The sequence below is a fragment of the Rhodococcus sp. BP-332 genome, from assembly GCF_019836065.1.
In the GTDB taxonomy this organism is placed as follows: Bacteria; Actinomycetota; Actinomycetes; order Mycobacteriales; family Mycobacteriaceae; genus Rhodococcoides.
The window spans coordinates 226,807-252,758 of sequence record NZ_JABUEC010000003.1; the positions used below are offsets into that span (position 1 = coordinate 226,807).

Consider the following 25,952-nt stretch of genomic DNA (forward strand, 5'->3'; position numbering starts at 1 on the left):
AGGAGACACCATGGCGGACAGCACACAGGCAGGTTCCACGACCGAGACGGCCATCCTGGCGGGTGGATGCTTCTGGGGTGTCGAGGAACTTATCCGCAAGCAGCCGGGCGTGCTCTCCACGCGCGTCGGGTACTCGGGCGGAGACGTGCCGAACGCGACGTACCGGAACCACGGCACGCACGCCGAGGCGGTCGAGATCGTGTTCGACCCGACCCGGACGACCTACCGCGACATCCTGGAGTTCTTCTTCCAGATTCACGACCCGTCGACGAAGAACCGTCAGGGCAACGACCGCGGAGTGAGCTACCGCTCGGCGATCTTCTACACCTCCGACGAGCAGAAGCGCGTCGCGCTGGACACGATCGCCGACGTCGACGCCTCCGGTATCTGGCCCGGAAAGGTGGTCACCGAGGTCACCGCGGCGAGCGAGTTCTGGGAGGCCGAGCCCGAACATCAGGACTACCTGCAGCGGATCCCCAACGGATACACCTGCCACTGGGTCCGCCCCGACTGGAAGTTGCCGCGTCGGAACGCTACGGTCAGCTGAGCCGTTCGACCATCGACGCCCGTCGTCCCCTCAGGGGCGGCGGGCGTTTCTCGTCAGCTCGATCGTCGCGGCACGGAGATCGTCGAGTGACGCCAACGGCGACGTGTAGCCGACTCGCGTGTAGGACACGCCTCTCGGTGTGGTGACCGTGATGTCGAGTCCGTAGCGGTCGGCGCCGGTGCACACAGCGGACGTCGCATCGGGGAATCCGCCGAATGCCGCGGTCATCGCGGTGAGTGCGTCCGCGTGGTCGGCGTTCAGGTGCTCCACCGCGGGCCCGCTCACCGGCCGTACCGGATCCGGTACGGCGGCTGCGTAGTCCGCCGCCGTGGCCGAGTCCATGCGGCCGTAGCCGCCCACCCATCTGACTCGGTCCACCGACAGGATCCAGACGGTGAAGTCGCTGTAGTCGATGTAGTACCGTGCCGCCGGGACGGCCGCCAGGTGCGCCTCCCGCGCAGCCTCGACGTCCGAGCCCGACGGCCGAAGCACGGTGCCCGCCAGCGTGATACGTCCGCTCGCGAGCGGATCACTGTTCTCGCCCGGAGCGACGACGGACAGACTCACCCGTGGATCCGCCGCGAGATTGCGACCGTGCTCCGCCATGTGGGAGACACAGAGCACGGGGTTCCCGCCCAGGAGGCCGTACGTCACGTACGACGCCCACGGATGTCCGTCGGCCGAGAGGCTCGCGAGCGTGGCCGTGTTGGTCGACGCGGCCACCGTGCGCGCCTCCTCCGCCGCGGACGGCCGGCGAGGGTGGGTGACGGGAGCGGTGGGCGTCGGCATCGACGGGGCGTCGCCGGGGTCGCCGTGATCGAGAGTGGCCATGGGCGAACACTACCGGCGCCCGGCGCCGACCGGTGGCGCCGGAATGCCCTAGCGGACGGGCGGTCGCAGCAGGAGGGCAGCGCCCGAACCGACACCGACCACCATGAACATCAGCAGCATGACGACGTTGGCCATCTCGTTCTCCGTCTTCCGGGCGGGTACGTCCACATCGCGACCCGTGTGGACAGATCTCTACCCCCGGCCGTGTGACCGCAAACACTCACGCATGAGCGTGCATCTCCCACACCAGGATCTCGGCCGACGACGTCGTGTGGACGACATGTCCGCCGGTGTCGGTACCGCGGAGCGCGTCACCGTGACCGAGTGTTCCGATGCCGTCGATCTCGACGGTGCCGCGCGCGACGAAGAGGTGGAGGAACGGCGCGGTGGGGAGGGTGACGGGCGTGCCCGGCCGCAGCCGCGCCACGTGGAGCGCCGCCTTGCTCTGGCCCAGTCCGACGGCCGTGCCACCGCGGTCACGGTCGAGTCCCGACTCGACCGTGACCAGGCGGCCGGAGGCCAGTTCGCCTGCCGCCGCGTACTCCTCGTACCCGGGCGGCCGCCCGTTCTCGTCCGGCGGAAGCCACATCTGGACGACCCGCAGCGGTGTCCCGGCGGAATATCCGGCCCCGTTCCGCTCTGAGTGGACGACGCCGGAGCCCGCACTCATCCGCTGCGCCAACCCGGGCGTGATGGTCCCCTCGTTCCCGAGCGAGTCACGGTGCACCAGTGATCCGTCCAGCACCCAGGTCACGATCTCGACGTCGGCGTGCTGGTGGCTGTCGAATCCCTCGCCCGCGTCGACGGTGTCGTCGTTGTGGACGAGCAGCAACCCGTGCGCATTCGCGGCGAGATCGAAGTTGCCCGCCACGGGGAAGGACTGCCAGGAGTCCAGCCACTCGTTGCGCCAGTGGATTCGATCGGCAGCGGGTACGACGACGTCGGGCATGACACGCACAGTACCCGGGCACATCGACACTGCGACGCGATGTGATGACAGCTATCATCAGATGATGGTGGGACGACGGAGACCGTTGGCGGACCTCGCAGGCAAGGTGGTGGTGATCACCGGAGCCGGATCCGGCATGGGCCGCGCGTACGCGGCGGCCTATGCCGCACGCGGGGCGGTCCTCGCGCTCGGCGACATCGACGGCAACGCCCTCGCGGAGACGGTGACGAGCCTGCCCTCTGGCGGCACGGTGCTCACCGAGGTGTACGACGTGGCCGATCGCGACGCCGTCGCGGCCTTCGCCGCCCGCGTCGCCCAGGAGGTGGGCCCGGCGACCGTCGTCGTCAACAACGCCGGCATCGAGGGCGGTTTCCGGCCCGCCTGGCATCTCGACGACGCGTCCTACGACCGGGTGATGGCGGTCAATCTCGGTGGGGTGGTGCACGGGACGCGCGCCTTCCTGCCGCAGCTGATGTCGCGGCCGGCGGCTGCGCTGGTGAACGTGTCCTCCATCTTCGGACTGCAGGGGACGCCGAACCACACCGACTACTGCGCCAGCAAGTTCGCGGTGCGGGGATTCACCGAGGCCCTCGCGACCGAACTCGCCGGGTCCACCGTCTCGGTCCACCTGGTCCATCCGGGCGGCGTGGCGACCAACATCTCGCGGGCCGAGGGATCCCAGCAGTTCGCAGCGAAGTACTACGCCACCTCGCCCGAGGCGGTGGCCGAGCGCGTGGTGCGGGACGTCGAGTCCGGACGGATGCGCATCGTCACCGGACACCGGTCGCGCCAGGTCGCCTTCGGGGCCCGGTTCCTGCCGCTCCCGCTCATGGTCCGGCTCGTCCGTCGCGACATGAACGACATCCTGGACCCCGGCGACTATGCCGACTGAGCCTCGGCGCCGGGCGACCGCAGGACCAGTGCCCACAGAGCGGCGACGACGGCCAGTGCGATGACGAACGCGGCCATGGCCGACCAGCCGTAGGCCTGATACACGACGCCGCCCGTCCAGCCGACGATGCTCGAACCGCCGTAGTAGAAGAGGTTGTAGAGCGACGCCGCCTGAGCGCGACCGTCCGTCGCGCGATGCCCGGTCCATCCGGACGCGATGGCGTGCGCGGCGAAGAATCCCATCGTGAACACCACCAGGCCGAGGAGTACGACGATCAGCGTGTGCGCGATCGTCAGGGCGACCCCGGCGATCATGACGCCCGTCGACCCGGCGAGCACCGCGGAGCGTCCGAACCGGCCGGCCAGCTGTCCGGCGACGCGAGACGAGACGGTTCCGCTGAGATAGGCGATGAAGATGAGGCTGATCAGCGACTGGGGGAGTCCGAACGGGGCTGCCTCGAGGCGGAAGCCCAGATAGTTGTAGACGGTGACGAAGCCGCCCATGAGCAGGAACGCCTGCCCGAACAGCGCGCGCATGCCGGGGTCCCGGAGGTGTGTGGTGACGCGTTTCCCCAGCCCCGGGCCGCCATCCCGCGTAGGGAGCGCGCGCCGCGGTGCGGGGGCGAGGCGCAGGAAGGCGATCGCGGCCACGGCGGCGATGATCGAGACCGTCAGTGTTCCGATGCGCCAGTTCGTGTACTCGGCGACGGGTCCGGCGACGATGCGGCCGAGCAGCCCGCCCAGCGTGGTGCCCGAGACGTAGGTGGCCGCGGCCACCGCGGTGTTCCGGCGGTGCACCTCCTCGCTGAGGTAGGCGATCGCGATGGCCGGCAGCCCGCCGAGGGCGGCGCCCTCCACGAACCGCACCGTCAGCAGCATCGGCAACGACGTGGAGAGCGGGACGACGAGGCCCAGGACGGTGGCCGTGACGATCGAGATGCTCATGGCACGCACCCGGCCGACGCGGTCGGCCACCACGGACCACGGCAGTACGGCGACCGCGACGCCGACCGTGGCGCAGCCCACCGCGAGCGAGGACTGCGACGGCGTGATCGAGAGGTTCGAGGCGATGAGCGGGAGGATGCCCTGGACGGAGTACAGCTGGGCGAAAGTGGCGACACCGGCGAGAAGCAGCCCGGCGACGAGCCTGCGGTACTCGCGGGACCCACGGGTGTGTCCGTCCCAGTCGGTGTCGGTCGCCTCGTCGATGGTCACGGGATCCGACGGTAGGCCGGACGCGACCTATTCGTCCAATGCATTGCATCTCGCACAATCATGATCGTGACGTATCGTTCGATTCATGCGTGAGGAAGCCGAGGCACTCCTGCCTCTGATCCCGACACTGCTCGCCGTGGCGGAGACCGAACACATCACCGAGGCGGCGCACGTCCTCGGCCTCCCGCAGCCGACGGTGAGCCGGCAACTCGCCCGCGCCTCGGCCGCGTTGGGAGTGGCGGTCGTCGAGCGTCGTGGTCGGGGCATCGCCCTCACGCCTGCGGGACGTGCACTGATGCCCTTCCTCGACCGGGCGGTCCGCGAACTCGAGGCCGGGCTCGACGCCATGACCGAGCAGGACGCCCGCACTCGTGGCCGCATCTCGGTCAGCTTCCAGAACACGGTGGGCGAGGGCGTGCTCCCGCTGCTCATCAAGCGCTTCCTCGCCGATCATCCCGCCGTCACGTTCACCCTCGACCAGGGCGCGCGGGCCCGGTGCCTCGACAGACTGGAGGACGGGAGCGCGGACCTCGCATTCGTGGCGCTCGGCACCGAACACGGCACCGACACGTCCTTCGGGCTGTACGACGAGAGGCTCGTGTTGGTCGTCCCGTCCGATCACCGACTGGCGGGCCGCCGATCGGTGGACCTCGTGGAAACGGCGGACGACCCGTACGTGGCGATGGAACACGGGTACGGCATGCGTTCTCTCTGCGAGACACTGTGGGCCGCTGCGGGAATGGCCCCGACCATCGCCTTCGAGGGGCAGGACATCCACACCGTGCGCGGGCTGGTCGGGGCGGGCCTCGGCGTCAGCGTCCTCCCTCGCACGACCACTCCCGCCGGCCCGCTGCCCACGGTCGACATCGCGGTGAACGACCCCGCGGCGCGGCGGCGCATCGGCGTGGTGTGGCCCGCACGCACCCTGCCGGCGCAGGCCCTCGCCTTCCGCGACATGGTGGTGCGGCGAGGGGCCGCTGTCCTGGCGCGCTGACGATCGGCCTCAGGAGCGAGCGCGACCGTCGGTTGCCATCCCGCGGTGCATCACCCGGTCGCCCACCACTCCGCTGTGTTCGGCCCGGTGCATGACGCACCGGTTGTCCCACAAGACGACGTCGCCCGGCTGCCACGTGTGCCGGTGCACGTTGTCCTCGGCGGTGGAGTGGTCGTAGAGGAACCGGACGGTCTCGGCGGTCTCGTCGGGCGACATTCCGCTGATCGACGCGCATCGCGCGGGAGTCGACAGGTAGAGCGAGCGCCGTCCGCTGATCGGATGGGTCGCCACGAGCGGATGCACTGCGGACGACTCGGCATCGTCGGCGAGATCGAGACCGGTCACGACGTGCGTGAGCGTGCGGTCGACGAGTTCGTCGCGAAGGTCGTCGGGCAGTGTGTCCCACGCGCGGTACTGGTTGCTGAAGACGGTCTGTCCTCCCTCCGACGGCACGGTGACCGCACGGAGCGAGGTGTACGCCGGTGGGTGTGCCACGTAGCTCGTGTCCACGTGGAAGGTGGAGCGCGGCGTCGTCGTGCGACCGACATTGCTGATGACGTTGAGATCCGGGTGTCCGGGGACCGGTGTCTCGCCCTCGGTGAACACGAGGTCGCCGAACGCACGGAGGAACTCGATGAAACGGTCGTCGTCGAGCGACTGCCCCCGGAAGACGACGACGCCGTGATCTGCTGCAAGGCGGCGTGTCTCGTCGATTGCCGCCGCGTCGAGGTCCTCCACCCGGACGTCCTCGACGAGTGCGCCGACGGGTTCGAGGGTGGTGTGTCGCATCATCGTGCTCCTTCGATCGAGAGTTCGCGCAGTCCTGCGGCGAACAGGTCCTCGAGAGGTATTCCCGCGGCCGCGGCCATCACCGCGACCACGCTGCCCCGCGCGTAGGAGCAGTACAGGCCTGCCTCGAGAAACCACGGTCGACCGTCGGGGTCCACCCGGAAGTCGAAGAGGCTGTAGTGCCGACACCCCAGCGCTCGGTGGCACTCGAGGGCCACCGCGTGGATCCGCTCGGTGATCGGATCGTCCTCGGGGACGATCCACGCCTTCGTGGCGTTCTTGGCCACCAGGTACAGCGCCCCGTCCTCGTCGCGGGACAACTTGTCCTCGCGTGTGCGGATCGGACGATCGTCCGCGTCCACGGCGTACTCCTCGAGCGGCAGGCACACCGGTTCACCGTCCACCACGACGATGCCGCAGCGCACCTCACGTCCCAACTCGACGTAGCGCTCCACCAGCACCCGGCGGGAGAACCGCGCAGCGTCCGCGAGCGCGTCGGTGTACTCGTCAGGAGTGTGCGCGAGCGACACCCCCACCGAGTTGTCGGAGTCCACCGGCTTGACGACCACCGGTAACGGGACGGGCGACCGCGTGCCTGACCGTGGTGCGTCCGGGGGCACGACGACGACGTGGCCCTCCGGCACCGGAACGCCCGCCGCAGCGACCACCGCTCGGGTCAGCGCCTTGTCCGCCGCGAGTGCCATCACGTCGGCGGTGTTGCCCAGCAGAGCGAGACCCACGACGTCGACCAGCGCCCGGTAGGACGTCATGCCGGGCAGGCAGAACATCTGCGGCACGACGACGTCGACACCCAGAGCCTCGATGTGACGCAGCGCGTCCGCGAGCGACAGAGGCGGAGCCCCCGCCACCGCGTCGTCGGTGAGATCGACCGGGAAGCGCCACGTGCGGTCGGGCGAGACCAGTGCGACGTGGAACTCGTACCGTGCGGGATCGGCGAGCGCGGACAGCGCGTCCGAGGCGTACACCCGCGACAGGTCCGAATGGAACTCGTCCTCGGCGGACCCCGCGAGGTGCAGCACGGTCACCCGTGCGGTCGGGTGGACGAAAGCCGTGTCGTCAGTCACCGCCGGCCTCCACGAGTTTGCCGATGTTGAAGTCGATGCGGCTCCACGAGCGACCGGCGCGAAGGTTCGCCCAGATCAGCGACGGCATGTGAAGGTGGTGAAGCATGAAGTAGGGCAACGGATCCCACCGCGTGAACACCGCGTCCTTCCCGGTGGCGATGGTGCGTGCGCGGGCGAGGCGGCCAGGCTGGGTGAGCAGCCGCCAGATCTCGTGGTAGATCCAGTAGGTCGGCCGGGCGGACGGGAGCGGCGTGATGACGGGGTGCCCGTCGTCGAGGTACGCAGCCGCCACGTCCGGGTGATCGTGGAACATGGTGATGGCCGAATGCGTTCGCGGATTGCACTCGATGGCGTAGGCGTGGCCGTCCGTCGCCTCGATGAAGTCGAAGGACACCTGGCCCGTGAGCCCGAGCTCGCCGACGAAATGCTCCACCCACGACCGGATCTCGGGCTTGTCCACCATGGCGTAGTTGATCTGGAACGCCGACGACTCGCAGCACCCGTACACCTGCACGCGCCCGTTGCGGACAGTCGAGTGGGTGCAGTACTCCTGACCGGTGACGAACTCCTGCATGATCCACGGATCCTCGTCCGAGATGTCGAGCCCGGAGACGAACGCGGCATTCGCCGCGCGGTCCCGTCCCGTCAACGGCGTGAGGTCCATACGACCCACCGGGTTGTACGCGATGCGCTTGAGGATGTAGGTACGGCCGTCGGGGAAGTCGAAGTCCTCGACCTGCCGACGGTCGGTGACGAGGTGTGATTCCGGCACGCGCAGACCGAGCGACTCCGCGACCTTCGAGAACTGCACCTTGTCGTCGAGCATGCGCACGGTGGCCGAGTCGACGTGGACGACGTCGCACCGCCCGTCGAGCAGAAGACCGACCTCGGCGTCCGGCACGCTGGACGCCGGACTCGACACCGGCACGAACACGTCCGCTCTCTCGCTCAGCACGATGTCGGCGATCGCGCGCGCATATCCGGGTTCCGACGCCTCGGGGACGGTGTGGAACACGTCCACCGCTCGGGAGAACCGATGCGCGGTGTACCGGTACTTGGCCGATTCGACCAGTACCACCCGGTGGCCGGCGCCGTGGAACGATCTCGCGAGTTGTAGCGCCTTGGTCATCTTGCCGCCGTTGATCACGACCGTCCTACGCCGTGCGGCAGGCGAACCGGGTGCCGTGCGCGGTCGGGCTAGCGCCGCCAGGACGGGCACGAGGTCGAGCGGGGCGGTGACGAGCGAGCCGACGAGGACCGCCACGGACCGGCCGACGCTCGTCACGACGCACTCGATCGACGGATGAGCGTCAGTCCGTCCCGCAGCGGGACCAGGACCTGCTCGACGCGGGGGTCCGCCGCCACGGCGCGATTGAACTCCGCGATGGCGGAACCGTTGTCCGACATGGCCGTACCGAGGTACGGCTCGGCCTGCAGGAGTGTGTTGTCGACGGCGACCACGGCGTCCGGCGTCAGCAGCTCGGAGTCGAGAAGCGCCGTCAGGTATCCGAGGTATCCGGCCTTGTCGGCATCGATGAACACCAGGTCGAACCGGCGTCCCTCGTCGGCGAGACGGGTGAGGGACTCCGCCGCAGGACCGACGAGAATCTCGATCGCGTCGCCTGCCGACGACGCGTCGAAGCACTGTCGGGCGAACGCCGCGACGGGTTCGTCCAGTTCACAGGCGACGATGCTTCCGCCGGGTGGAAGTGCCTCGGCCATGGCGAGAGCGGAGTACCCCGTGAACATGCCGATCTCGAGGACCGACGTGGCGCGGGTCATCCGCACGAGGAAGTCGAGGAAACGTCCCTCGACGTGGCCGGACAGCATCTCCTGTTCGAGCGCGCTGCCGGACCATTCCGCGGATCGGGTGCGTGCGGCCAGATCCGCGAGAGCGGGTGATTCCGGGGTGGTGCACTCGTCCAGGTACGGGTCGAGGCCCGCGATCACGTCACGCGCACGCCGAGCGCGGCCGAGAACGGCTGCCGGGACCCCGAGGTCGTCGAGGTCCCGGCACAGCTTCGTCAGCTCGGCCGCGGCGATGGTGGTCGGTGTGACCGGCCGTGCATCACTCATCGTGGGACGAACCGACCGCGACCTCCGGTTGCGGCGCGGTGAACATGTCCACGCCGTCGCCGTCGCGGTCGTGCTCGAGGCAGATCTTCTTGTGCAGGGTGAGCGTGTCCGACAGCTCGTCGACGGTCACGTCGTTCAGGAATTCGCAGGACCCGATGGGCGCCGGCACCGCCGCGCGGAGAATCCCGTCTCGGGTCTTGAGGATGGACGACGTGGCCTCGGCGAGCAGGTCGGCCGTCAGGTACGAGCTGTCGAGCGCGAGCCCGATCCCGCTCATGACGCCGAGCACGCGGTCGCGGTCGTCGGCCGTGATGTGGCCGCGCTGCTCCGCGAGGGTGGTGGACAGCGCCATGTCGATGTTGATGGCGTGTCCGTGGAAGAACGGCGCGGGCGGGGTGAGCTCGAGCGTCGGACTCCAGGTGTGGCCGAAAGCGATCACGCGATCGAGGTCGATCTCGTGGAGGTTGGGCGCTTCCAGGTCCAGCATGGTCGCGATGGCCTTGTAGGTGAGGCGGTCGGCGATCTCACGCAGTTCCGCGGTGCCGTCGAGGTGACCGAATCGCGTCGCCAGCAGCTCCGGGCCGTGCTTCTCGAGCATCTCGAAGATCTCGAGATTGCCCACGACGGAGATCTTGATGAGCTCCGCCATGCCGTTGCGGACCTGGTCCTCCGGCAGGGTGCCCAGGAAACTGAAGTCCAGCAACACCTTCTGCGAGGCGTGGTACGCGCCCAGACGGTTCTTGTGCTTGCCGTAGTTGACGGCGACCTTGATGCTGACGCTGGCGTCGATGAGACCGATCAGCGTCGTCGGGATGCGGATGTACGGCGTGTTCCGGCGGTAGCTGGCGCACGCGAAGCCGGCGACGTCCGTCGTGAGTCCGCCGCCGACGACCAGGACGGGCTCGGTACGCACCAGGCCGAAGCGATCGAACTCGCCCACGATCCGCTCGAAGGTCTCGATCGACTTCGCCGTCTCGCGGATCTGCACCGGGACGATGGTCAGCGCGATGTCGTGATGGCGGAAATAGGTGTGGATCGCGTCGCCGTACAGCGCGAGGACGCTGTCGTCCACCACCATCAGGCAGCGGCCGTACGGCCGGTAGCTGTCCGCGAGCTCGGTGTTCGCGGTGTCGAAGACGCCGTCGACGTACACGAGGTCGTACTCGATCTTCTCGTATCCCTCGACGTGGAAGGTGCGATCGTCTGCGGTGACACGTGCCTGGAGGTTGCTCACTACTTCTCTCCCGAGGAAAACGGTTCGCGAGCATCGCGCTCGACGGGTGAACCGGGGTTGGCGTGGATGTGACTCGACAGGGTGTGGAGTCGACCGGTGAAGGTCACTGTCGAGCCGTCACCAGAGATTCGATGCGAGCGGGGTCGAGGGATTCGACCGTCTCCGATGCCGAGGAGAAGTCGCTGCCGGCCGTGTTCTCGTTCGGGAACGCGACGCAGGTGATGTCGGCTGCGGCTGCGGCGGCCACACCACCGGCGTTGTCCTCGATCGCGACGCAGGCGGAGGGCTGTTCGCCCAGCTTGTCGAGGGCGAAGGCGTAGGACGCGGGGTCGGGCTTGCCCTGCTCGACGTCGTCCGCGTCGACGAGGACGTCGAAGGAGTCGCGAGTGACCTCGGGGGACAGCGCCTCGAGCACGGCGTCGACGTTCTCCTTCGACGTGGTCGTGACGAAGCCGAGCTTGGCGCCCGACTTCTTCGCCGCGGCGATGGTGTCCACGACGCCGGGTCGCGGGCTCACACCGGCCGAGGAGAGGAGGGACCGGAAGATCTCCGACTTGGTCGCGTGCACCGCGGAGGCGTCGACCTCGACGCCCTCGGACGCCGCGAAGTCCTCGATCCGGTTCGCGCCGCCGTTGGAACCGAGCATGGACCGGTAGTCGTCGCGTGACCAGTTCCAGTCGAGCCCGTGCGAGGAGAACGCCTCGTTGAAGGCGCGTCGCTGGAGCTCGGACGTGTCGGCGAGAGTGCTGATGGAGCCGAAGAGGATGGCAGACATCGGTGTCCTTCCGTGGACCGGCCCGACGCTGTGCTGCGCCGAGGCCCGAGGCGACGGATGACCCGTCGCGAATGATGGTGGGGGAGTTCGCGGTCGAAATGCCGTGCACGAAGCTGGTCCAATAGTACAGTAGTGAACATTTAGTTCAATAGGTCTGTACCCGAAATTCGCGTAACTTCAACCCTCGAACTTCGATGCCCGAATTTCGAAAGCACAGCGACCGAGGAGGTGAGTGACGCGATGAGTGATACCCCGTCGGACGAGAACGGAATCGGAACAGAGCCCGACGCCGTGGCAGAGGACGCCCGCGTCGCTCGCACACGCGCGGACGTCTCGCGCGCCGCGCTCGAGGTGCTGACAGGCGAGGGGTGGGAGGCGGTGACCCACGCGCACGTCGCACGGGTGGCCGGTTACTCCAAGACCACGCTGTACACGCACTGGCCGTCCCGTTCCGACCTGCTCACCATGGCTCTCGAGGCGATCGGCGACATGCCGCATCACGACCTGGTCGGCGACGTCCGCACGGACCTGATCGGTGAGCTGCGGATGCTCCGCGACGCCATCGCCACGCAGCGCCTCGATCGCGTGCTCATGGCCATGGCGCAGTGGGGGGCCACCGTCGCCGAGATCGGCCGGGTGCGCCGCCGCATCGTCGACGACGGCGAGAAGCACACTCGGCAGATGCTCGGTGCGGTGATCCAGGGCCCGGAGCTCGAGGCGGCGGTGTCCATGCTGTCCGGCTCCGTTATCTGCCCGACGCTGATGTACGGGACGCTGCCCGACGATGCCACCATCGAGGCCGCCGCCGACATCCTCCTTCGGGGCATCGATCTTCGGGGCAACGAACTTCGGGGCAACGAACTTCGGGGCAACGAACGCTGACTCAGCGGCTGCTGTGCACCAGGTCGGCCAGGGACTGCCGCGACTGCGCGGACTCGGCCAGTGCCGCCGTCAGTTCCTCCCATGCGCGCTGGACGCGGAGTTCGTCGTGGGCGAGACGTGCGCGGGCGCGAGCCACGCGCCGGTGCTCGGCGTCGCGGGTGAAGGTCGCGTGTTCCTGCCGTCGGACGAGCAGGAACACGTCGGGATCGGTGGGATACATGCGTGCGTCCTCGAGTCGTGGTCGGTTCGATGTCGGCCGGCCTCCGGCCTTCCCGGTGGTCGGTTCGCACCACTGAAACACCCGAGGGGGGACCGCGTCGACCGAATTACTCGGGCTCGGCCGCACCGACCACCGCGGCGAGGAACCGGGCGGTCCCGTGAACGAGATCGGTTCTGTCCGCTCGGTATCCGTCCATGAGCCAGGTCATGGCGGTGTGGCTGATGCCGCCGACAGCGGCGGTGGCCAACCTGTCGAGGGAACTACCGACGGCAATGTCCGGCGTGTGGCGACCGAGGAGCCCCACCATCAGCTCACCGAATCCGTGCATCGTGTCGAGATACGTGCGGTCCACCCGTGGGCTCACCCCCAGCACCTCGAGCCACACGATCCGTGCGAGCTCACGGTCCTCCACGGCGCGGAAGAAGCCGTCGAGGCCGTGACGCGAGAGCGTCAGCGGGTCCGTCCCGGCGGGCAGGTCGTCGACCGCCGCCGTGGTGGATCGGGTCAGTGTGGCGATGCACTCGCGGTACACCTCGACCAGGAGGTCCTCGAGAGTGGGGAACAGCTCGTAGAAGTAGCGATCGGCGACGTGCGCGTCACGACAGATGCCGCGCACCGTCGACGCTCGGAAACCCACCGATCCGAAGGACGCGCGCCCCGCGTCGAGCAGTTGGCGCCGGCGACGAGCCGTGCGCTCCTCGGCGCTCTCCCCGCCGTAGGTACGTGCGGGCGATGGATCGGTCACGCCACCATTCAACCGGTCGACGCGAGACCGCGCGCCGTTCCCCCGTCCACGGCGACGCAGTGCCCACCCGATCGCTTGGCCCGGTACATCGCGGTGTCGCCCCGATCGACGAGTTCGGTGAGTGTGGCCGACAGGCGCCGGCGATCGTGCAGCAGGGTGGTCGTGCTCGCCATCGCGAGCCCGACACTCGCGGTGACCGCCGGCCCCGGGATCCTCTCCGCCACCGCGTCGCGGACGGCGCGGGCGGCCCGCAACGCCGCGAGTGCGTCGTCGTACAGATCGAAGACGAGGAACTCCTCGCCGCCGTGGCGTGTGACCACGGCGGCGGATCCGGCCGCGCGCACCAGGCTCTGTCCGACGCGCACCAGCACCTCGTCGCCGACGTTGTGCCCGAATTCGTCGTTGATCGCCTTGAACTTGTCGAGGTCGAGCACGATCACGGCGGCCACCGGGTGGGCAGCGGCGGCGCGGGTGGTCGTGGAACGCATGTCGTCGGCGAGAAGCATCAATCGCGACTCGAGCCCCCGGCGGTTGCTGAGGCCGGTGAGCGGATCGGTCAACGACTTGTCCGCGTCGACGCGGATGAGATGGACACCCAGTTCGATCACGATGGGGACCACCACGCCGACGACACTGAGCATGATCGCCTTGGCGGCGGCGATCGCCAGGTCGTACTCGGGGTCGAGCGCGACCTTGACGGCGAGCACCGCGATGGTGAATGCGCACCACACGACGTGCGCGAGTAACACCCGTGGCCCCAGCAGGAAGGTCGCGTAGGTCCCGAGGAGCACCAGCAGACCGGCACCGCTCAAGCCGGCGAGCGAGCTCGAGTCGAGGAAGCAGACCACGGCGATGGCGACATCGGCGTAGGCGAAGAAGACGACCGATTCGCGGAAGGACGGCCAGTGCGCCACGTTCCAGCGCACGGCCCAGCCGATTCCACCCACGATGGTGACGACGACGACGGCTCGATCCGCGAGACCCTGGGCTCCGGACGGCGATCCGAGCGACAGGACAGCGATGGCCGTGACGACGAGGGTGAGGCAGGAGATCAGGCCGCGCATCCATCGCGCGAGGCCGCGCGACTCCACGAAGAGCCGCAACTGCTGCGTGTCACGCTGGGCGGACCAGCATTCCCGGAGCAGGGCGGCGAGCATCATGCATCGGAACGATACCCGTGATAACAGACACTGTCGGTACTAATCACCAGTGTGCGGGTCACAAACGGGGAAATAGCCGAATCAGGGCCGGCGGCGTTCGAGCCGCGCGACGAGCGTCCGGATCGTCCGGTCCTTCTCCAGTACGACATCGGACAGCGGGTTCGCGATCCCGCGCATCGCCGAATAGGCCCGCCACCGTCCCGGAAGCTGGATCCGTGCTGCTCGTCGCTCGATACCGTCCACCGCTCCCGCCGCGAGAGCCTCGGGGGAGATGGGCGTGAGAAGGGGTGCGGGGAAGGCTCGCGCCACCAGAGCGGTCGCGATGTCGTCGGCGCCGAAGGCCACGTCCGCGATGGGGGTCGCGACCCACCCCGGGTACAGGACTCCCGCGGTCGCGCCCGTGTGAGCGAGCTCGGCACGCAGGGCGCGACCGATCTGCTCCACCGCGGCCTTGGTCGCGGCGTACGGAGCGTTCGCCAGGCCGTTGAGATAGGCGTAGGTCGACGACGTGATCAGCACGTGGCCGCGGGCGGCGACGATGTCCGGCAGTGTCGCCCGGATCGTGTTCCACACGCCGTTCAGGTTGACCGAGACGACACGCTCGAAGACCCCGTCGGGAACGGTCGCCACGGTGTACGCGGTGTCGCCGCTCGAGATGCCCGCGTTGGCGTGCACCACGTCGATCCCGCCGAACCGGTCGTGGACAGAGGCGACGGCCGCACGGAGTTCGTCGGGAGACGTCACGTCCACGCGGAGGGCGATCGCCCGGTCGCCCAGGGCACGAGCGACGTCGTCGACGGACGGAGCGACGTCGAGCAGCGCGACCGCGGCGCCGCGGGAGACGAGTTCGCGTGCGACGGCGGATCCGATGCCGCCGCCGGCCCCCGTCACGACGGCCACGCGCCCGTCGAGGCGGAGCCGCGGGGATCTCCGGAACATGCCCGTGGTGCCGGAGGTCATGACGCTGCCACTCTCTCGGTGTCGGTCGACGCGGGCCGCAGGACGTGGTCGTCGTCCCGGAACGAGCCGGCCAGTCTGCGGTAGGTGAAGCTGAAGCCGGGGAACATGGCGATCACGCGTCCGGACGCGGACTTGTACCAGCTCGTGCAGCCACCGTTCTGCCACACCGTGCGTGTCATCTCGTCGTGGATCATCGCGGTGTAGCGCTCCTCGGCGGCGCGGGTGACCTCCACCGTGCGCGACGACGTCCGCCGAGCGTGCTCGATGGCCGACATGATGTACCGCATCTGGGCCTCGATGACGAAGATGACGCTCGTGTGGCCGATCCCGGTGTTCGGCCCGGTGACGATGAACAGGTTCGGGAAGTCGGGGACGGTCGTGCCCAGATAGGCCCTCGGGTAGTCGGACCACACGTCGCGGAGCGCGCTGCCGTTCCGGCCGATGACCGGGTAGGAGATGACGCCGTCGGTGGCGTCGTATCCGGTGGACCACACGATCACGTCGAGGGGGATCTCGCGCCCCGTCGCGGTGGTGATGCCGGTGGGGGTGACTTCGGCGATGCCGTCGTCACGGTCGTGGAGCGTCGTGTTCGCGGAGCTGATGGCGGGATACAGCGTGTTGGACAGGATGATCCGCTTGCACCCGATCGTGTAGTCCGGTGTCAGCCTGGCCCGGAGATCGGGGTCCGCCACCTGGTTGCGGAGCAGATTCCGTGCGTGACGCTCGGCGAACAGCCAGAGGCCGACCTTCGAGTACTTGAAGCCGATGATCCGGGCCTCGAGCTTCCAGTAGATGGCCGCGCGCAGTGCTCGACGCACGAAGCTCACCCGCAGGGCACGGCGTTCCCAGGGTCGAAACTTCCGATCGGGTCGGGGCATCACCCAGTGCGGGGACCGCTGGAAGACGTGGAGCTCGCCCACCTCGGGCTGAACGGCCGGGATGATCTGCGCCGCGCTCGCACCACTGCCGACGATGGCGACACGCGCGCCGGCGAGGGGGACGTCGTGGTTCCACGCGTTGGTGTGGAACTGGGCGCCCGCGAAACTCTCGCGACCCGGGAAGGGCGGAACGACAGGCGTGCTGAGCGGCCCGGTCGCGTTGACCACGAACTGCGCACGATAGTCACCCGCTGTGGTCGTGACGTGCCAGGAGTCGGCGACCCACTCGATGCGCTTCACCTCGGCGCCGAGCACGGTGAGATCCCCGAGACCGTGCTTGTCCACGACGTGGCGGGTGTAGTCCTCGAGCTCGCTCTGCACCGCGAACATCTGCGACCAGTCGTACGGCTCGGACGCGATCGAGTAGAGCGGGCTCTGCACGTCGACGGCCGCTCCGGGGTAGGAGTTCTGCCGCCAGGTTCCGCCGGCGAACTCGCGTCGTTCCAGGACGACGATGTCGTCGATGCCGCGACGCAGCAGTTCGATGGCGGCGCACTGCCCACCGAACCCGCTGCCGATGATGACGACCGTGACGCTGCGCATCGCGCTCCCGAGTGGTGGGGCGCCCGTTCACGGACACCGCGGCAAGTGATGACAGCTATCATCACACCACATCTGGTGTACTCCGGGGAACGGATCCACCCACCCATTCACCCGACGAGGGGTTCCATGCCTGACGTGTCGCTGTCCGCACCGCTGACGTTGCCCAACGGACAGGTCCTGCCGAACCGGATCATGAAGTCCGCGCTCAGCGAAGCGCTGGGTACCCGTGACAACGCCCCGGACGAGAGACTGTCGCGTCTCTACCGCCGCTGGGGCGATGGTGGCTACGGGCTCCTCGTCACCGGGAACGTCATGGTCGACCACCGGCATCTGGGCGAGCCCGGCAACGTCGCGGTCGCGGACGGACGCGACCTGGATGCCCTCTCCCGCTGGGCGAAGACGGCGCAGGACGGTGGCAGTCCGATCTGGATGCAGATCAACCACCCCGGCCGTCAGGGCAACCCGGTGACGACGGTCGGCGGCACCCTGGCGCCGTCCGCGGTGGGCCTGGACATCCCCGGGATCCCGGCGCCCCGCGCGGCCAGCGGCGCGGAGATCGAGGACATCCTGTCGCGGTTCGCGACGACGGCCGCGGTGGCCGAGGAGGCGGGGTTCGACGGAGTGCAGATCCACGCCGCCCACGGTTATCTCGTCAGCCAGTTCCTCTCGCCCCTGACGAACCTGCGGACCGACGAGTGGGGCGGCGACATCGAGGGCCGCGCGCGTTTCCTGCTCGAGGTGGTGCGACGAGTACGGGCCGCCGTCTCCCCGGGCTTCGCCGTCGGCATCAAACTCAACTCGGCCGACTTCCAGCGCGGCGGTTTCAGCGAGGACGAGTCCCGTGAGGTGGTCTCGATGATCGGTGATCTGCCGGTCGATCTCATCGAGATCAGCGGCGGCAGCTACGAGTCGCCCGCGATGATGGGCACCGCGGTGTCGGCCAGTACGGCGTCGCGCGAGGCGTACTTCCTCGACTACGCCGTCACGGTGCGCGACCTCGCTCCCCACATCCCGCTCGCCGTGACCGGTGGGTTCCGCACGCGCGACGGAATGTCGGACGCGGTGCGGTCCGGTGCGTGTCAGATGGTGGGACTCGGCCGCCCGACCGCCGTCCTGCCCGGAGCGGCACGGGACGTTCTCGACGGCACCGTCAGCGTACTGCCCAGCCCGTCCATCTCCGTTCCGGTGCCGGCCCGCTTCGCGACCCACCGCTCGGTCCGGTCGCTGGGGGGACTGCTCGATCTGCAGTGGCACACCGATCAGTTGCATCTGATGGGAGCCGGCAAGGATCCGGATCCGGCTCGGCCCGTGGCGAAGACGATGCTGTCGTCGGTGCAGCGCAACGGGATCGACGCTTTCACCGCGGCGCGGCGAGGATCCGGTGGCGGTGCGAGCTCCCCCGTGGGGACGGTGTTCGCGCTCGCACGCCATCGGATCCTCGATCCCGCCGTCCGGCTCGTTCGGTCACGCACCGGACGCTGATCGGCTGTCAGAGCGTCGGGATCAACCCCAGCGCCTCGAGATCACGCACGTACTTCGCGACGAGATCGCGCGACAGGTGCGGGATGTCGTCGATGTCCGCCAGTGCCGACCCCGGTGTCGACGTGTCGCGGACTGCGGCACGGAACACCTCGGCCGGTAGGGGTGACCCGGCGGTCGGCAGGTCCGGCCGCGCGTAGGCGTGCCGCAGCGGCAGCACCGAGGCGGACCGCTGCGCCGACGGCAGGGACTCGAGCGCGTCGGAGAACTCGGCGAACCACGTGTCGTAGTCGGCGATGCGCCGAATCGTTCTGCCGGACTGGATGATCCAGTCGACGACGGTGTCGAGAGAGATGCCGTCGTCGTGCGGATTGAGCACGTCGAAAGTCCGGTGTCCCGACGTCGCGCTGCCACCGAGCTCGGTGATCGCCGCTGCGGTGAAATCGGCGGGGAGTCCGTCGTAGTGTGCGCGCGGCCGCCCTGCATCGTCGACGGGTGCGCCCGTGTCCTGCCGGTAGAACGTCTCCGGGGCGATTCCGGTGGCGATCAGCGACAGCACCGTGCGGGTGAAGATGTCCGGGACGTTGAGCTGACCGGTCCACCGGGGGTGCGCCAGGATCATGTCCGAACGGAAGACGGTCACGGGGAGTCCGAAGGCGTCGGAGGCGTTGCGCAGCACCACTTCACCCGCCCACTTGGAGGTGCCGTATCCGTTGGCGTACGACTCGTCGAGGGCGCGGACCGGACTGATCTCGCGGATGTCGCCGTCCTCGGAGAAGGCCTCGACGCCCGCCGCGACGGCCACGGTGGACAGGTAGGTCACCGGCTTGAGGTGATGCGTCAGGGCGAGCCGGGCGATCTCGGCGGTGCCGATCACGTTGGGGCCGAACAACTGCTCGTACGGCAGCGCGTGATTGACGAGCGCCGCGGGATGCACGATGCGGTCGACCCGCTCGGCCAGCGACGCGTACTCCTCGTCGCTCACGCCCAGGTTCGCCTCGCCCACGTCGCCGACGACGACCTCGAGCGCGGTGTCGGCCAGCGTCGTCCACCGCGACCACAGGGCCGGGTCGCCGGTGTCGAACGCGGTGTCGAGACGGGCACGAGCGTCCGCCGCGGTGCGTCCGCGCACGAGGCACACGACGGTGCCGCCGACCGCGGCCTGGCGTTCGAGCCACTCCAGGCACAGGAAGCGCCCGAGGTATCCGTTGGCGCCCGTGAGCAACACGGTCCGGGTGTCGGTGCGCACCGGTCCCACGTCAGCCGCGGACGAGAGGAACTCGTCGCCGAGGACGGCGCTCAGCGTCAGCTGATCGGCACGGGCCTGCGTCGCGTGCGCTCCGTGCACCGAGGCGAAGGTCGCGGCTCCCGTGGCATCCGCGTCGCCGCGTCGCCGCTCGATGTGGGTCGCGATCGCCGCGAGGTCGGACGACGGCGCGATGACGACCGTGACGGGGACGTCCACCTCGAAGATGTCCTGCAGCAGGGTGGCGAACGTCAACGCGGACAACGAGTCACCGCCGAGGTCGGTGAAGTGCGCATCGGGTGAGACCTCCGTGCCGGCGCATCCCAGCAACGCCGCGGCGGCCTCGCCGACGGTCTCCAGGACGGGTGCGTCGGCGCCGCGGCGGCGTAGTTCGCTCATCTTCGCCGTCTGGCCCTCGTCGATCTCGCGGTACCTGTCCTCGAGCGCCTCGCCGTAGCGCGCCGTCAGAGCGGGACGCAGCTGCTTGTTCGCTCCCGAGAGCAGACCGTTCTCCTGCGTGAAGGGCTCCGCGGCCAGGACGATGTCGCGCGGGACCTCGTAGGACTCGAGCTGCTCCTCGCGCGCGAGGGCCTGCAGGGAGTCGAGCACGGTGGCGGTGTCGGCTCCGTCGGCGGGCACGACCACGGCGAGGAGGTAGGACCGCTCGCCGCTGCCGTGCAGATGGATCTGGTCGACGGCGTCGGCGGACGCGTAGATCGACTCCAGGCGCGAGAGGGCGACGAACTCGCCCTGCGCCAGTTTCAGCACGTTCTTGCGGCGATCGACGTACACGAGATGGTCCGGCTCCGTCTCCGCGACCACGTCCCCGGTGCGGTAGAAGCCGTCCGCACTGAACATCTCGGCCGTCACGTCCGGCCGCTTGTAGTAGCCGGGCACGAGGGAATCGGTCTTGAGGAGAAGCTCACCGCGCGGGTAGGGGCGGTCGGTCACCGCGTACCCGAGCTCCGGAACGTCGTCGAGGCGGTACTCGAGCACCGGCGGCCGCTGGACGACGCCGTCGAACAACACCATGCCGGCCTCGGTGGAGCCGTAATTGTTCTGCACCGTCGTGTCCAGGAGTTCGGAGACGAAGTCGATGACCTCGGGGGAGGTCGGCGCGGTACCCACCACTGCGGAGAGGATGCGGCCACCGAGAGTGGTGGATCGCATGTCCTCGAGGACCTCGGCGCGGACGGCGTCCGCGCTCTCGCCGGTGCGGTGCGCCCGGGTCTCGATGCGTCCGAGGGCTGTCTGACGCAGTAGATCGCACACGCGGGGAACCAGCATGGCCACGGTCGGCCGGGCGAGTGCGTAGTCGTCGAGAAGCGTGGACAGATCGCTCGAACTCGCGAAGTACACGATGCCGCCGGCTGCCAGGGTCGTGAACACCACCGCGCGCCCGGCGAGATGGCTCATGGGCAGGTAGTCCAGCGTGATCGCACCGGGTCGCCCGGCCTCGTCGGACTCCGCGCTCTGGTCGTACCAGTGGGACGTCGACCACAGGCGCGAGACGATGCGCTGGGTGTGGATGGCGCCCTTCGGGGTCCCGGTACTGCCGGAGGTGTAGATCAACGTGGCGATCCGGTCGGGATCGACGGCCTCGGGGCCGGCGAGCCGGGGGAGAGTGCGACCGCGTGCGATCGCCTCCCGCAGCGTCTCGATCGCGAGCACCGTGCCCGGTGCGGATCGTCGAGCCTCGGCGAGGCGGTCCTCGTCGTCGTCCACACGGTCGTCGTGGTCGAGGACGACGATGCGGCGGATGCTCGGGCACGCGGCGGCCACAGCCGTGGCGGTGGACAACTGTTCGTTGTCGACGACGAGTGCGACAGGCTCGACCTCGGCGGCGATGTCGGCGAGGCGTCCGGGAGCCGCGCCGGACTGGAGGGGAACGGCAACGGCACCGGTCCGGACCGTCGCCAGTTCGGCGACGACGTAGTCGGCACCGGCGAATCCCAGGGTCGCGACGAAGGTGTCCGGAGTGGCGACGTCGCCGAGTGCGGTCGCGAGATCGAGGGCATCGGACCACAGCGATCCATAGGTGATGGTGTCCATGCGCTGCTGGAGCCGACGCACCCGGCGACCGTCGTCCGCGGGCTCGACGTCGTACGCCCGGCGACCCAGCGCGGGCCGGTCTGCGTAGCGGTCCATGACCACCTCGACCATGGCGTGAAGATCGGGCGTCAGGTCCGCCACCTGTGCCGACACCGCGGGATCGGCGGCCGCGGCGCGCACCTCGGCGTCGGTGTCGAACAGGTGTGCCGCGCGGGCGGCGACAGCGTCGGTCCGTGTGTCTCCTGATGTGATGGTGCTGGTCATGCTGTGTTTCCCCCTCTGATCGACGTCGCGCGGTCCCCGTCGCGCGGTATATCGTTACTCGAAGTAAGAGTAAGCCCTCGCGGACCTCCGGAAACGTGATGTGCGACATAGCGTGCCCGAGATGTCCGGTGCGCCAGAAACTTCCGGGTCCGCGGTGCCGCGATCGATCGAGCGCAGGCACGGTGCGGGATACTGGGGAAGTGCCGGAGAAGATGCCGACGTCCAGGGTGGCCCGGGGCGCCGAGGTGGGTCGCCTCGTCGCGGGTCGCACGGCGCGTAACGCCACCATGCGAGTACGCATGGCGGGTCGCACCGAGGAACTGCGTGCCGCCCTCACGGCGAAGGAGGCGGTCCGCTCGGCCGAACGGCTGGTGACCGTCCTGGGCGGTCTCCGCGGAGCGGCGATGAAGCTGGGCCAGATGCTGTCGATGCTGGACCTGTCGTTCGTCCCCGACGAGCACCGCGACGAATTCCACCGCAAGCTCGCCGAGTTGCAGAGCCGCGCACCCACCGTCTCGTTCGACGACGTGCGCACTGTGATCGAGGCGGATCTGGGCGAGTCGATCGAGTCGCTCTACGCCGAGTTCGACGAGAGCCCGTTCGCCGCCGCGTCGATCGGTCAGGTGCATCGTGCCCGCTTGCACGACGGCCGGGAGGTGGCCGTCAAGGTGAAGTACCCCGGTATCGACGACGCGGTGCGGGCCGACCTGAAGAATCTGTCGTTCTACGTCAAGCTGTTGCCGGCGTCGATCCCGATGCTGTCCTCCCGTGCCGTCGTCGACGAGTTGCGCCGAAACCTCGAGGCGGAACTCGACTACCCGGCGGAGGAGCGGACGCAGCGCCGCGTCGCGGCACTGTATCGGGAGCACCCGCACTTCTTCGTCCCGGACACCGTGCCGGAGCGGTGCGGCGCGGCGGTCCTGACGACCGAGTTCGTCGACGCGGTGCCGTTCGACGAGATCCGTGCGATGTCGGCGGAGGTGCGAGACCGGGTGGGTGAGACGGTGTTCCGCTTCTACATCGGGTCTCTGCACACGCTCGGCGAGTTCTGCGGTGACCCTCATCCGGGCAATGTCCTGCTGGCTCGGGACGGGCGCGTCACCTTCGTCGACTTCGGTCTGTACCTGCGGATGAGTCCGGCGGACGTCCGTTTCGAGAGAGAGTGCCTGCGAGCGGCGATCGAGGGTCGCGGAGACGATCTGCTCATCGCCATGTCCGCGCGGGGGATTCTCGACCCCGGCGCCGCCGTGACGGCGAGCGATTGTCTCGACTACGTCTGCGCAGCAGCGGAACTCAGTCTGAACGACGGGTCGGTCACCGTGACGCCAGAGATGGCGGGGGCGTGTTTCGTCCTCGCCGTCGACCCGCGATCGGGCAGTTTCGGCACCATGACCAAGCAGTGGTTGCCGCCCGAGCACGTCTTCTCCCGTCGCGCGGACTTCCTGACGTTCGGCATCCTCGGGCAACTTCGTGCCACCGCGAACTGGGGGCGGATCGCGCGCGAGTGGTTGTACGACGAACCGCCGAGCACCGCCATGGGTGTGGACATCGCCGCATGGCAGCCACCGCCCGCGTGAGGGAACGCATCCTCGCGGCGGCGGTGCGACGCCTCGAGCTCGGTGGTTTCGACGGCGTGACCATCAGTTCCGTGGCCGACGAGGCCGGTGTCTCCCGCCCGACGGTGTACGCGCACTTCGGTACCCGCGACGCCCTGGTGTCGGACGCGTTGCAGGACGTGAGTTCGCGTGTCATCGGGTCCGTCGTGTCCGCGGTCGGCGAGCGGGAGTCGGTGTCCGAGTTCGTCGTCGAGGCCATGGTCGCCGCGCGTGCGGCGTTCCGGTCGTCGCCGGCGTTGGCGCCGCTGGTGCATCCCGGCCGTGGAACGGTGATCTACGACGGATCCGCCTTCGGGATCGACGCGCTGAGCCTGACCCGGTCCTTCCTCACGCCTCTGGTGGGAGCGCCCGCCGAGGCCGGCGGCGACCTCGACGAAGTCGCCGACCTCTGCATCCGCATGTTCCTGTCCGTGGTGCAGTTCGACAGCGAGGCGACCCGCTCCGACGACGCGCTCCGGGGCTATCTGCGCCGCCGCCTCGTGCCGGTCCTCGACCTGCCCGGCGCGTGACCCACCCGGCCGAGACCCTCCCGGACTTGACAATCTTTACGGGTATGTCAAAGGTGTAAACCCTCCGGGGGGACAAGCAGATCCGGACTGCCCAGCAGTGCGCTCACGAGGCGTGGGGCTCACATCATCCGCATCTCGCGCATCGGGGACTCATGCCATCGTTCGACCGTCGATCCTTCCTGTCCGCATCCGCCGCCTCGGCCGTGGCCGCCACGCTCGCGGGGGTGTGCCGGCCCGTGCCGGCGGGAGCTGTTCCGGCGGGTGTCGGGGAAGGCGTCGCCGCGCCACCCGACTTCCCACCGGGAATCCCGCTGTTCCGGCAGCGGTACCAGAACTGGTCGAAGGAGATCGTGGTCGACGCGGTGTGGACGTGTTCGCCGCGATCCGCCGACGACGTGGTGACGCTCGCGAACTGGGCTCACGCCTCCGGTCACCGGCTGCGGCCGCGCGGCGCGATGCACGGGTGGACCCCGTTCACCATCGAGAACGGCGAGAACCTGGACCGGGTCGTGCTCGTGGACACCATGACCGCGCTGACCGGTGTCACCGTGGACACCGCGTCGTCCACCGTCACCGCCGGTGCCGGCGCGACTCTGTCCGACGTCCTCCAGGCGCTGGAGGACCACGGTCTCGGATGGTCGAGTGTGCCCGCGCCGGGGGTTCTGTCCATCGCGGGCGCTCTGGCTGTCGGGGCGCACGGCGCCGTGGTACGCGCAGTGGGAGAACAGGTTCCGATCGGTTCGTCGTCGGGATCCTTGAGCAATCTGATGACCTCGATGACGGTGGTCGCGTGGAACGGGACCGGGTACGCACTGCGGACCGTCGCCCGGTCGGAGGCCGACGCGCCGGATCTCGCGGTCCATCTCGGCCGAGCGTTCGTCACCGAGGTGACGATGCAGGCGCATCCGGCGACTCCTCTGCGATGCGAGAGCATCACCGACATCGGCTGGGCGGAGTTGTTCGGAGCGCCGGGGGCACCGGGGCGTACGTACGTCGATTTCCTGGACCGGTCCGGCCGCGCGGAGGCGATCTGGTACCCGTTCACCGACACTCCGTGGCTCGAGGTGTGGACGCCGACTCCCGTGCGACCGCCGCCCTCCCGCGAGGTCGACGGACCGTACAACTACACGTTCTCCGACACCCTCCCGGAAGCGGTGTCCGACGCGATCGGTGCTGTCGTGTCCGGGCGGACGGAACTGACGCCCGCGTTGGGTCAGGTGTTCCTCGCGACGACGGTGGCGGGGCTAGCGGCCACGGGGTCGTCGGACATCTGGGGAGCGCCGAAGAACACGCAGTTCTACATCCGTCCGAGCACACTGCTCCTGACGGAGGGCGGCGGTGCGGTGATCACGGCTCGCGCGAACGTGGCTGCGGTCCTGCACGACTTCACCCGCTGGTTCCGAGAGCGCACCGAGCACTACGCGTCCCTGGGGCAGTTCCCGATCAACGGCCCAGTCGAGATCCGGTGCTGTGGTCTCGACCAGGGCTCGGACGTCCTCGTCGACTCGGCCGGCCCGCCGACGATCTCGGCCATGCGTCCGGTACCCGATCGTCCCGAGTGGGACACGGCAGTGTGGCTCAACGTGCTGGGCATTCCGGGAACGCCCGGGATGTTCGCGTTCTATCGCGAGATGGAGCAGTGGATGCGAGAACGTTTCGACGGTGCCGATGCGGTGTTCCGGCCGGAGTGGTCCAAGGGGTGGGCGTTCGACGAGGACCGCCCCTACCGAGACGTGCAGGCGCTCACGGCCACCATCCCCGACTCGTTCCGCGACGGGTACTCGGGCGAGCGGGACTGGGACTCCGTCGTCGGCACCGTCGACCGACTGGACCCACACCGCGTGTTCGGCAATGCCTTCCTCGACCGATTCGTCCGATGACGTGGTGATGCAGGCCACAGGAGCGGCGAGAACGTTGACGTGGGTAAGGATCGGTGCCTAATTTAAAACAGC

At 69.0% G+C, this 25,952-nt stretch carries 23 protein-coding genes; 8 read left to right on the forward strand and 15 right to left on the reverse strand.

Features of this window, described 5'->3' with window-relative positions; all coding sequences use genetic code 11:
* Window positions 1–10 precede the first annotated feature (10 nt).
* Window positions 11–547, forward strand: coding sequence for a peptide-methionine (S)-S-oxide reductase MsrA (gene msrA / locus HQ314_RS12265; protein WP_222650206.1), 537 nt, complete (start codon window positions 11–13; stop codon window positions 545–547).
* Window positions 548–577: 30 nt separating this feature from the next.
* Here the strand turns inward: msrA and HQ314_RS12270 are convergent, their stop codons facing one another.
* Together HQ314_RS12270 and HQ314_RS12275 are read right to left on the reverse strand one after the other, a co-directional pair.
* Window positions 578–1,378: a HugZ family protein gene (locus HQ314_RS12270; RefSeq protein WP_027504009.1), complete on the reverse strand. Its 801-nt coding sequence runs from the start codon at window positions 1,376–1,378 to the stop codon at window positions 578–580.
* A 220-nt stretch (window positions 1,379–1,598) separates the two neighbouring features.
* Complete coding sequence (locus HQ314_RS12275) at window positions 1,599–2,327, reverse strand: pirin family protein (RefSeq protein WP_222650207.1); 729 nt, start codon at window positions 2,325–2,327, stop codon at window positions 1,599–1,601.
* Between the two features lie 85 nt (window positions 2,328–2,412).
* On the opposite strand from HQ314_RS12275, the gene HQ314_RS12280 reads away from it, so the two are divergent.
* Window positions 2,413–3,219: an SDR family oxidoreductase gene (locus HQ314_RS12280; RefSeq protein WP_222650208.1), complete on the forward strand. Its 807-nt coding sequence runs from the start codon at window positions 2,413–2,415 to the stop codon at window positions 3,217–3,219.
* On the opposite strand, the gene HQ314_RS12285 is transcribed toward HQ314_RS12280, so the two are convergent.
* Window positions 3,207–4,433: an MFS transporter gene (locus tag HQ314_RS12285; RefSeq protein ID WP_222650209.1), complete on the reverse strand. Its 1,227-nt coding sequence runs from the start codon at window positions 4,431–4,433 to the stop codon at window positions 3,207–3,209. The two genes, HQ314_RS12280 and HQ314_RS12285, sit on opposite strands and share 13 nt — an antisense overlap.
* 85 nt (window positions 4,434–4,518) lie before the next feature.
* Here HQ314_RS12285 and HQ314_RS12290 point away from each other — a divergent pair, with 85 nt between their 5' ends.
* Entirely contained in the window at window positions 4,519–5,427 is a 909-nt protein-coding gene (locus HQ314_RS12290) for a LysR family transcriptional regulator (RefSeq protein WP_222627529.1), read from the forward strand.
* A 9-nt stretch (window positions 5,428–5,436) separates the two neighbouring features.
* Here HQ314_RS12290 and HQ314_RS12295 read toward each other — a convergent pair whose 3' ends face one another.
* The 6 genes from HQ314_RS12295 to HQ314_RS12320 all read right to left on the reverse strand — a co-directional run bounded on the left by HQ314_RS12295 (window position 5,437) and on the right by HQ314_RS12320 (window position 11,386).
* Window positions 5,437–6,219, reverse strand: coding sequence for a TauD/TfdA family dioxygenase (locus HQ314_RS12295; protein WP_261781641.1), 783 nt, complete (start codon window positions 6,217–6,219; stop codon window positions 5,437–5,439).
* A complete protein-coding gene (locus HQ314_RS12300) occupies window positions 6,216–7,301 on the reverse strand; it encodes a D-alanine--D-alanine ligase (RefSeq protein ID WP_308119378.1) in 1,086 nt (361 codons plus the stop codon). The genes HQ314_RS12295 and HQ314_RS12300 overlap by 4 nt, the downstream gene beginning before the upstream one ends.
* Window positions 7,294–8,586: an ATP-grasp enzyme gene (locus HQ314_RS12305; RefSeq protein ID WP_222650210.1), complete on the reverse strand. Its 1,293-nt coding sequence runs from the start codon at window positions 8,584–8,586 to the stop codon at window positions 7,294–7,296. Before HQ314_RS12305 ends, HQ314_RS12300 begins: the two co-directional genes overlap by 8 nt.
* Window positions 8,583–9,377, reverse strand: coding sequence for an O-methyltransferase (locus HQ314_RS12310; protein WP_222650211.1), 795 nt, complete (start codon window positions 9,375–9,377; stop codon window positions 8,583–8,585). The genes HQ314_RS12305 and HQ314_RS12310 overlap by 4 nt, the downstream gene beginning before the upstream one ends.
* Window positions 9,370–10,611, reverse strand: coding sequence for a sedoheptulose 7-phosphate cyclase (locus HQ314_RS12315; protein WP_027504001.1), 1,242 nt, complete (start codon window positions 10,609–10,611; stop codon window positions 9,370–9,372). The genes HQ314_RS12310 and HQ314_RS12315 overlap by 8 nt, the downstream gene beginning before the upstream one ends.
* Window positions 10,612–10,714: 103 nt before the next feature.
* Window positions 10,715–11,386, reverse strand: coding sequence for an HAD-IA family hydrolase (locus tag HQ314_RS12320; RefSeq protein WP_027504000.1), 672 nt, complete (start codon window positions 11,384–11,386; stop codon window positions 10,715–10,717).
* Window positions 11,387–11,626: 240 nt separating this feature from the next.
* Here HQ314_RS12320 and HQ314_RS12325 point away from each other — a divergent pair, with 240 nt between their 5' ends.
* On the forward strand, window positions 11,627–12,268 hold the full coding sequence (locus HQ314_RS12325) for a TetR/AcrR family transcriptional regulator (RefSeq protein WP_222650212.1): 642 nt from the start codon (window positions 11,627–11,629) through the stop codon (window positions 12,266–12,268).
* 1 nt (window position 12,269) lies between these two features.
* Here the strand turns inward: HQ314_RS12325 and HQ314_RS12330 are convergent, their stop codons facing one another.
* From HQ314_RS12330 to HQ314_RS12350, 5 genes are all read right to left on the reverse strand, one after another.
* Complete coding sequence (locus HQ314_RS12330; RefSeq protein ID WP_027503999.1) at window positions 12,270–12,488, reverse strand: hypothetical protein; 219 nt, start codon at window positions 12,486–12,488, stop codon at window positions 12,270–12,272.
* Window positions 12,489–12,594: 106 nt separating this feature from the next.
* Window positions 12,595–13,233, reverse strand: a complete 639-nt coding sequence (locus HQ314_RS12335; protein WP_051612942.1) for a TetR/AcrR family transcriptional regulator — start codon at window positions 13,231–13,233, stop codon at window positions 12,595–12,597.
* An 8-nt stretch (window positions 13,234–13,241) separates the two neighbouring features.
* Window positions 13,242–14,393: a diguanylate cyclase gene (locus HQ314_RS12340; protein WP_222627519.1), complete on the reverse strand. Its 1,152-nt coding sequence runs from the start codon at window positions 14,391–14,393 to the stop codon at window positions 13,242–13,244.
* 81 nt (window positions 14,394–14,474) lie between these two features.
* A complete protein-coding gene (locus tag HQ314_RS12345) occupies window positions 14,475–15,353 on the reverse strand; it encodes an SDR family NAD(P)-dependent oxidoreductase (RefSeq protein ID WP_261781642.1) in 879 nt (292 codons plus the stop codon).
* A complete protein-coding gene (locus HQ314_RS12350) occupies window positions 15,350–16,834 on the reverse strand; it encodes an NAD(P)/FAD-dependent oxidoreductase (RefSeq protein ID WP_222650213.1) in 1,485 nt (494 codons plus the stop codon). Before HQ314_RS12350 ends, HQ314_RS12345 begins: the two co-directional genes overlap by 4 nt.
* 126 nt (window positions 16,835–16,960) lie before the next feature.
* Here HQ314_RS12350 and HQ314_RS12355 point away from each other — a divergent pair, with 126 nt between their 5' ends.
* Window positions 16,961–18,316, forward strand: a complete 1,356-nt coding sequence (locus tag HQ314_RS12355; RefSeq protein ID WP_081821033.1) for an NADH:flavin oxidoreductase/NADH oxidase family protein — start codon at window positions 16,961–16,963, stop codon at window positions 18,314–18,316.
* Window positions 18,317–18,323: 7 nt separating this feature from the next.
* Here HQ314_RS12355 and car read toward each other — a convergent pair whose 3' ends face one another.
* Window positions 18,324–21,875, reverse strand: coding sequence for a carboxylic acid reductase (gene car, locus HQ314_RS12360; protein WP_222650214.1), 3,552 nt, complete (start codon window positions 21,873–21,875; stop codon window positions 18,324–18,326).
* 200 nt (window positions 21,876–22,075) lie between these two features.
* Between car and HQ314_RS12365 the strand changes: the two genes are divergently transcribed.
* The 3 genes from HQ314_RS12365 (at window position 22,076) to HQ314_RS12375 (ending at window position 25,880) form a co-directional block, all read left to right on the forward strand.
* Window positions 22,076–23,452, forward strand: coding sequence for an AarF/ABC1/UbiB kinase family protein (locus HQ314_RS12365; RefSeq protein ID WP_222627512.1), 1,377 nt, complete (start codon window positions 22,076–22,078; stop codon window positions 23,450–23,452).
* On the forward strand, window positions 23,431–24,000 hold the full coding sequence (locus HQ314_RS12370) for a TetR/AcrR family transcriptional regulator (RefSeq protein ID WP_056447269.1): 570 nt from the start codon (window positions 23,431–23,433) through the stop codon (window positions 23,998–24,000). The genes HQ314_RS12365 and HQ314_RS12370 overlap by 22 nt, the downstream gene beginning before the upstream one ends.
* Before the next feature lie 152 nt (window positions 24,001–24,152).
* Window positions 24,153–25,880, forward strand: a complete 1,728-nt coding sequence (locus HQ314_RS12375) for a cholesterol oxidase substrate-binding domain-containing protein (RefSeq protein WP_222650215.1) — start codon at window positions 24,153–24,155, stop codon at window positions 25,878–25,880.
* The last annotated feature ends 72 nt before the right edge of the window (window positions 25,881–25,952 follow it).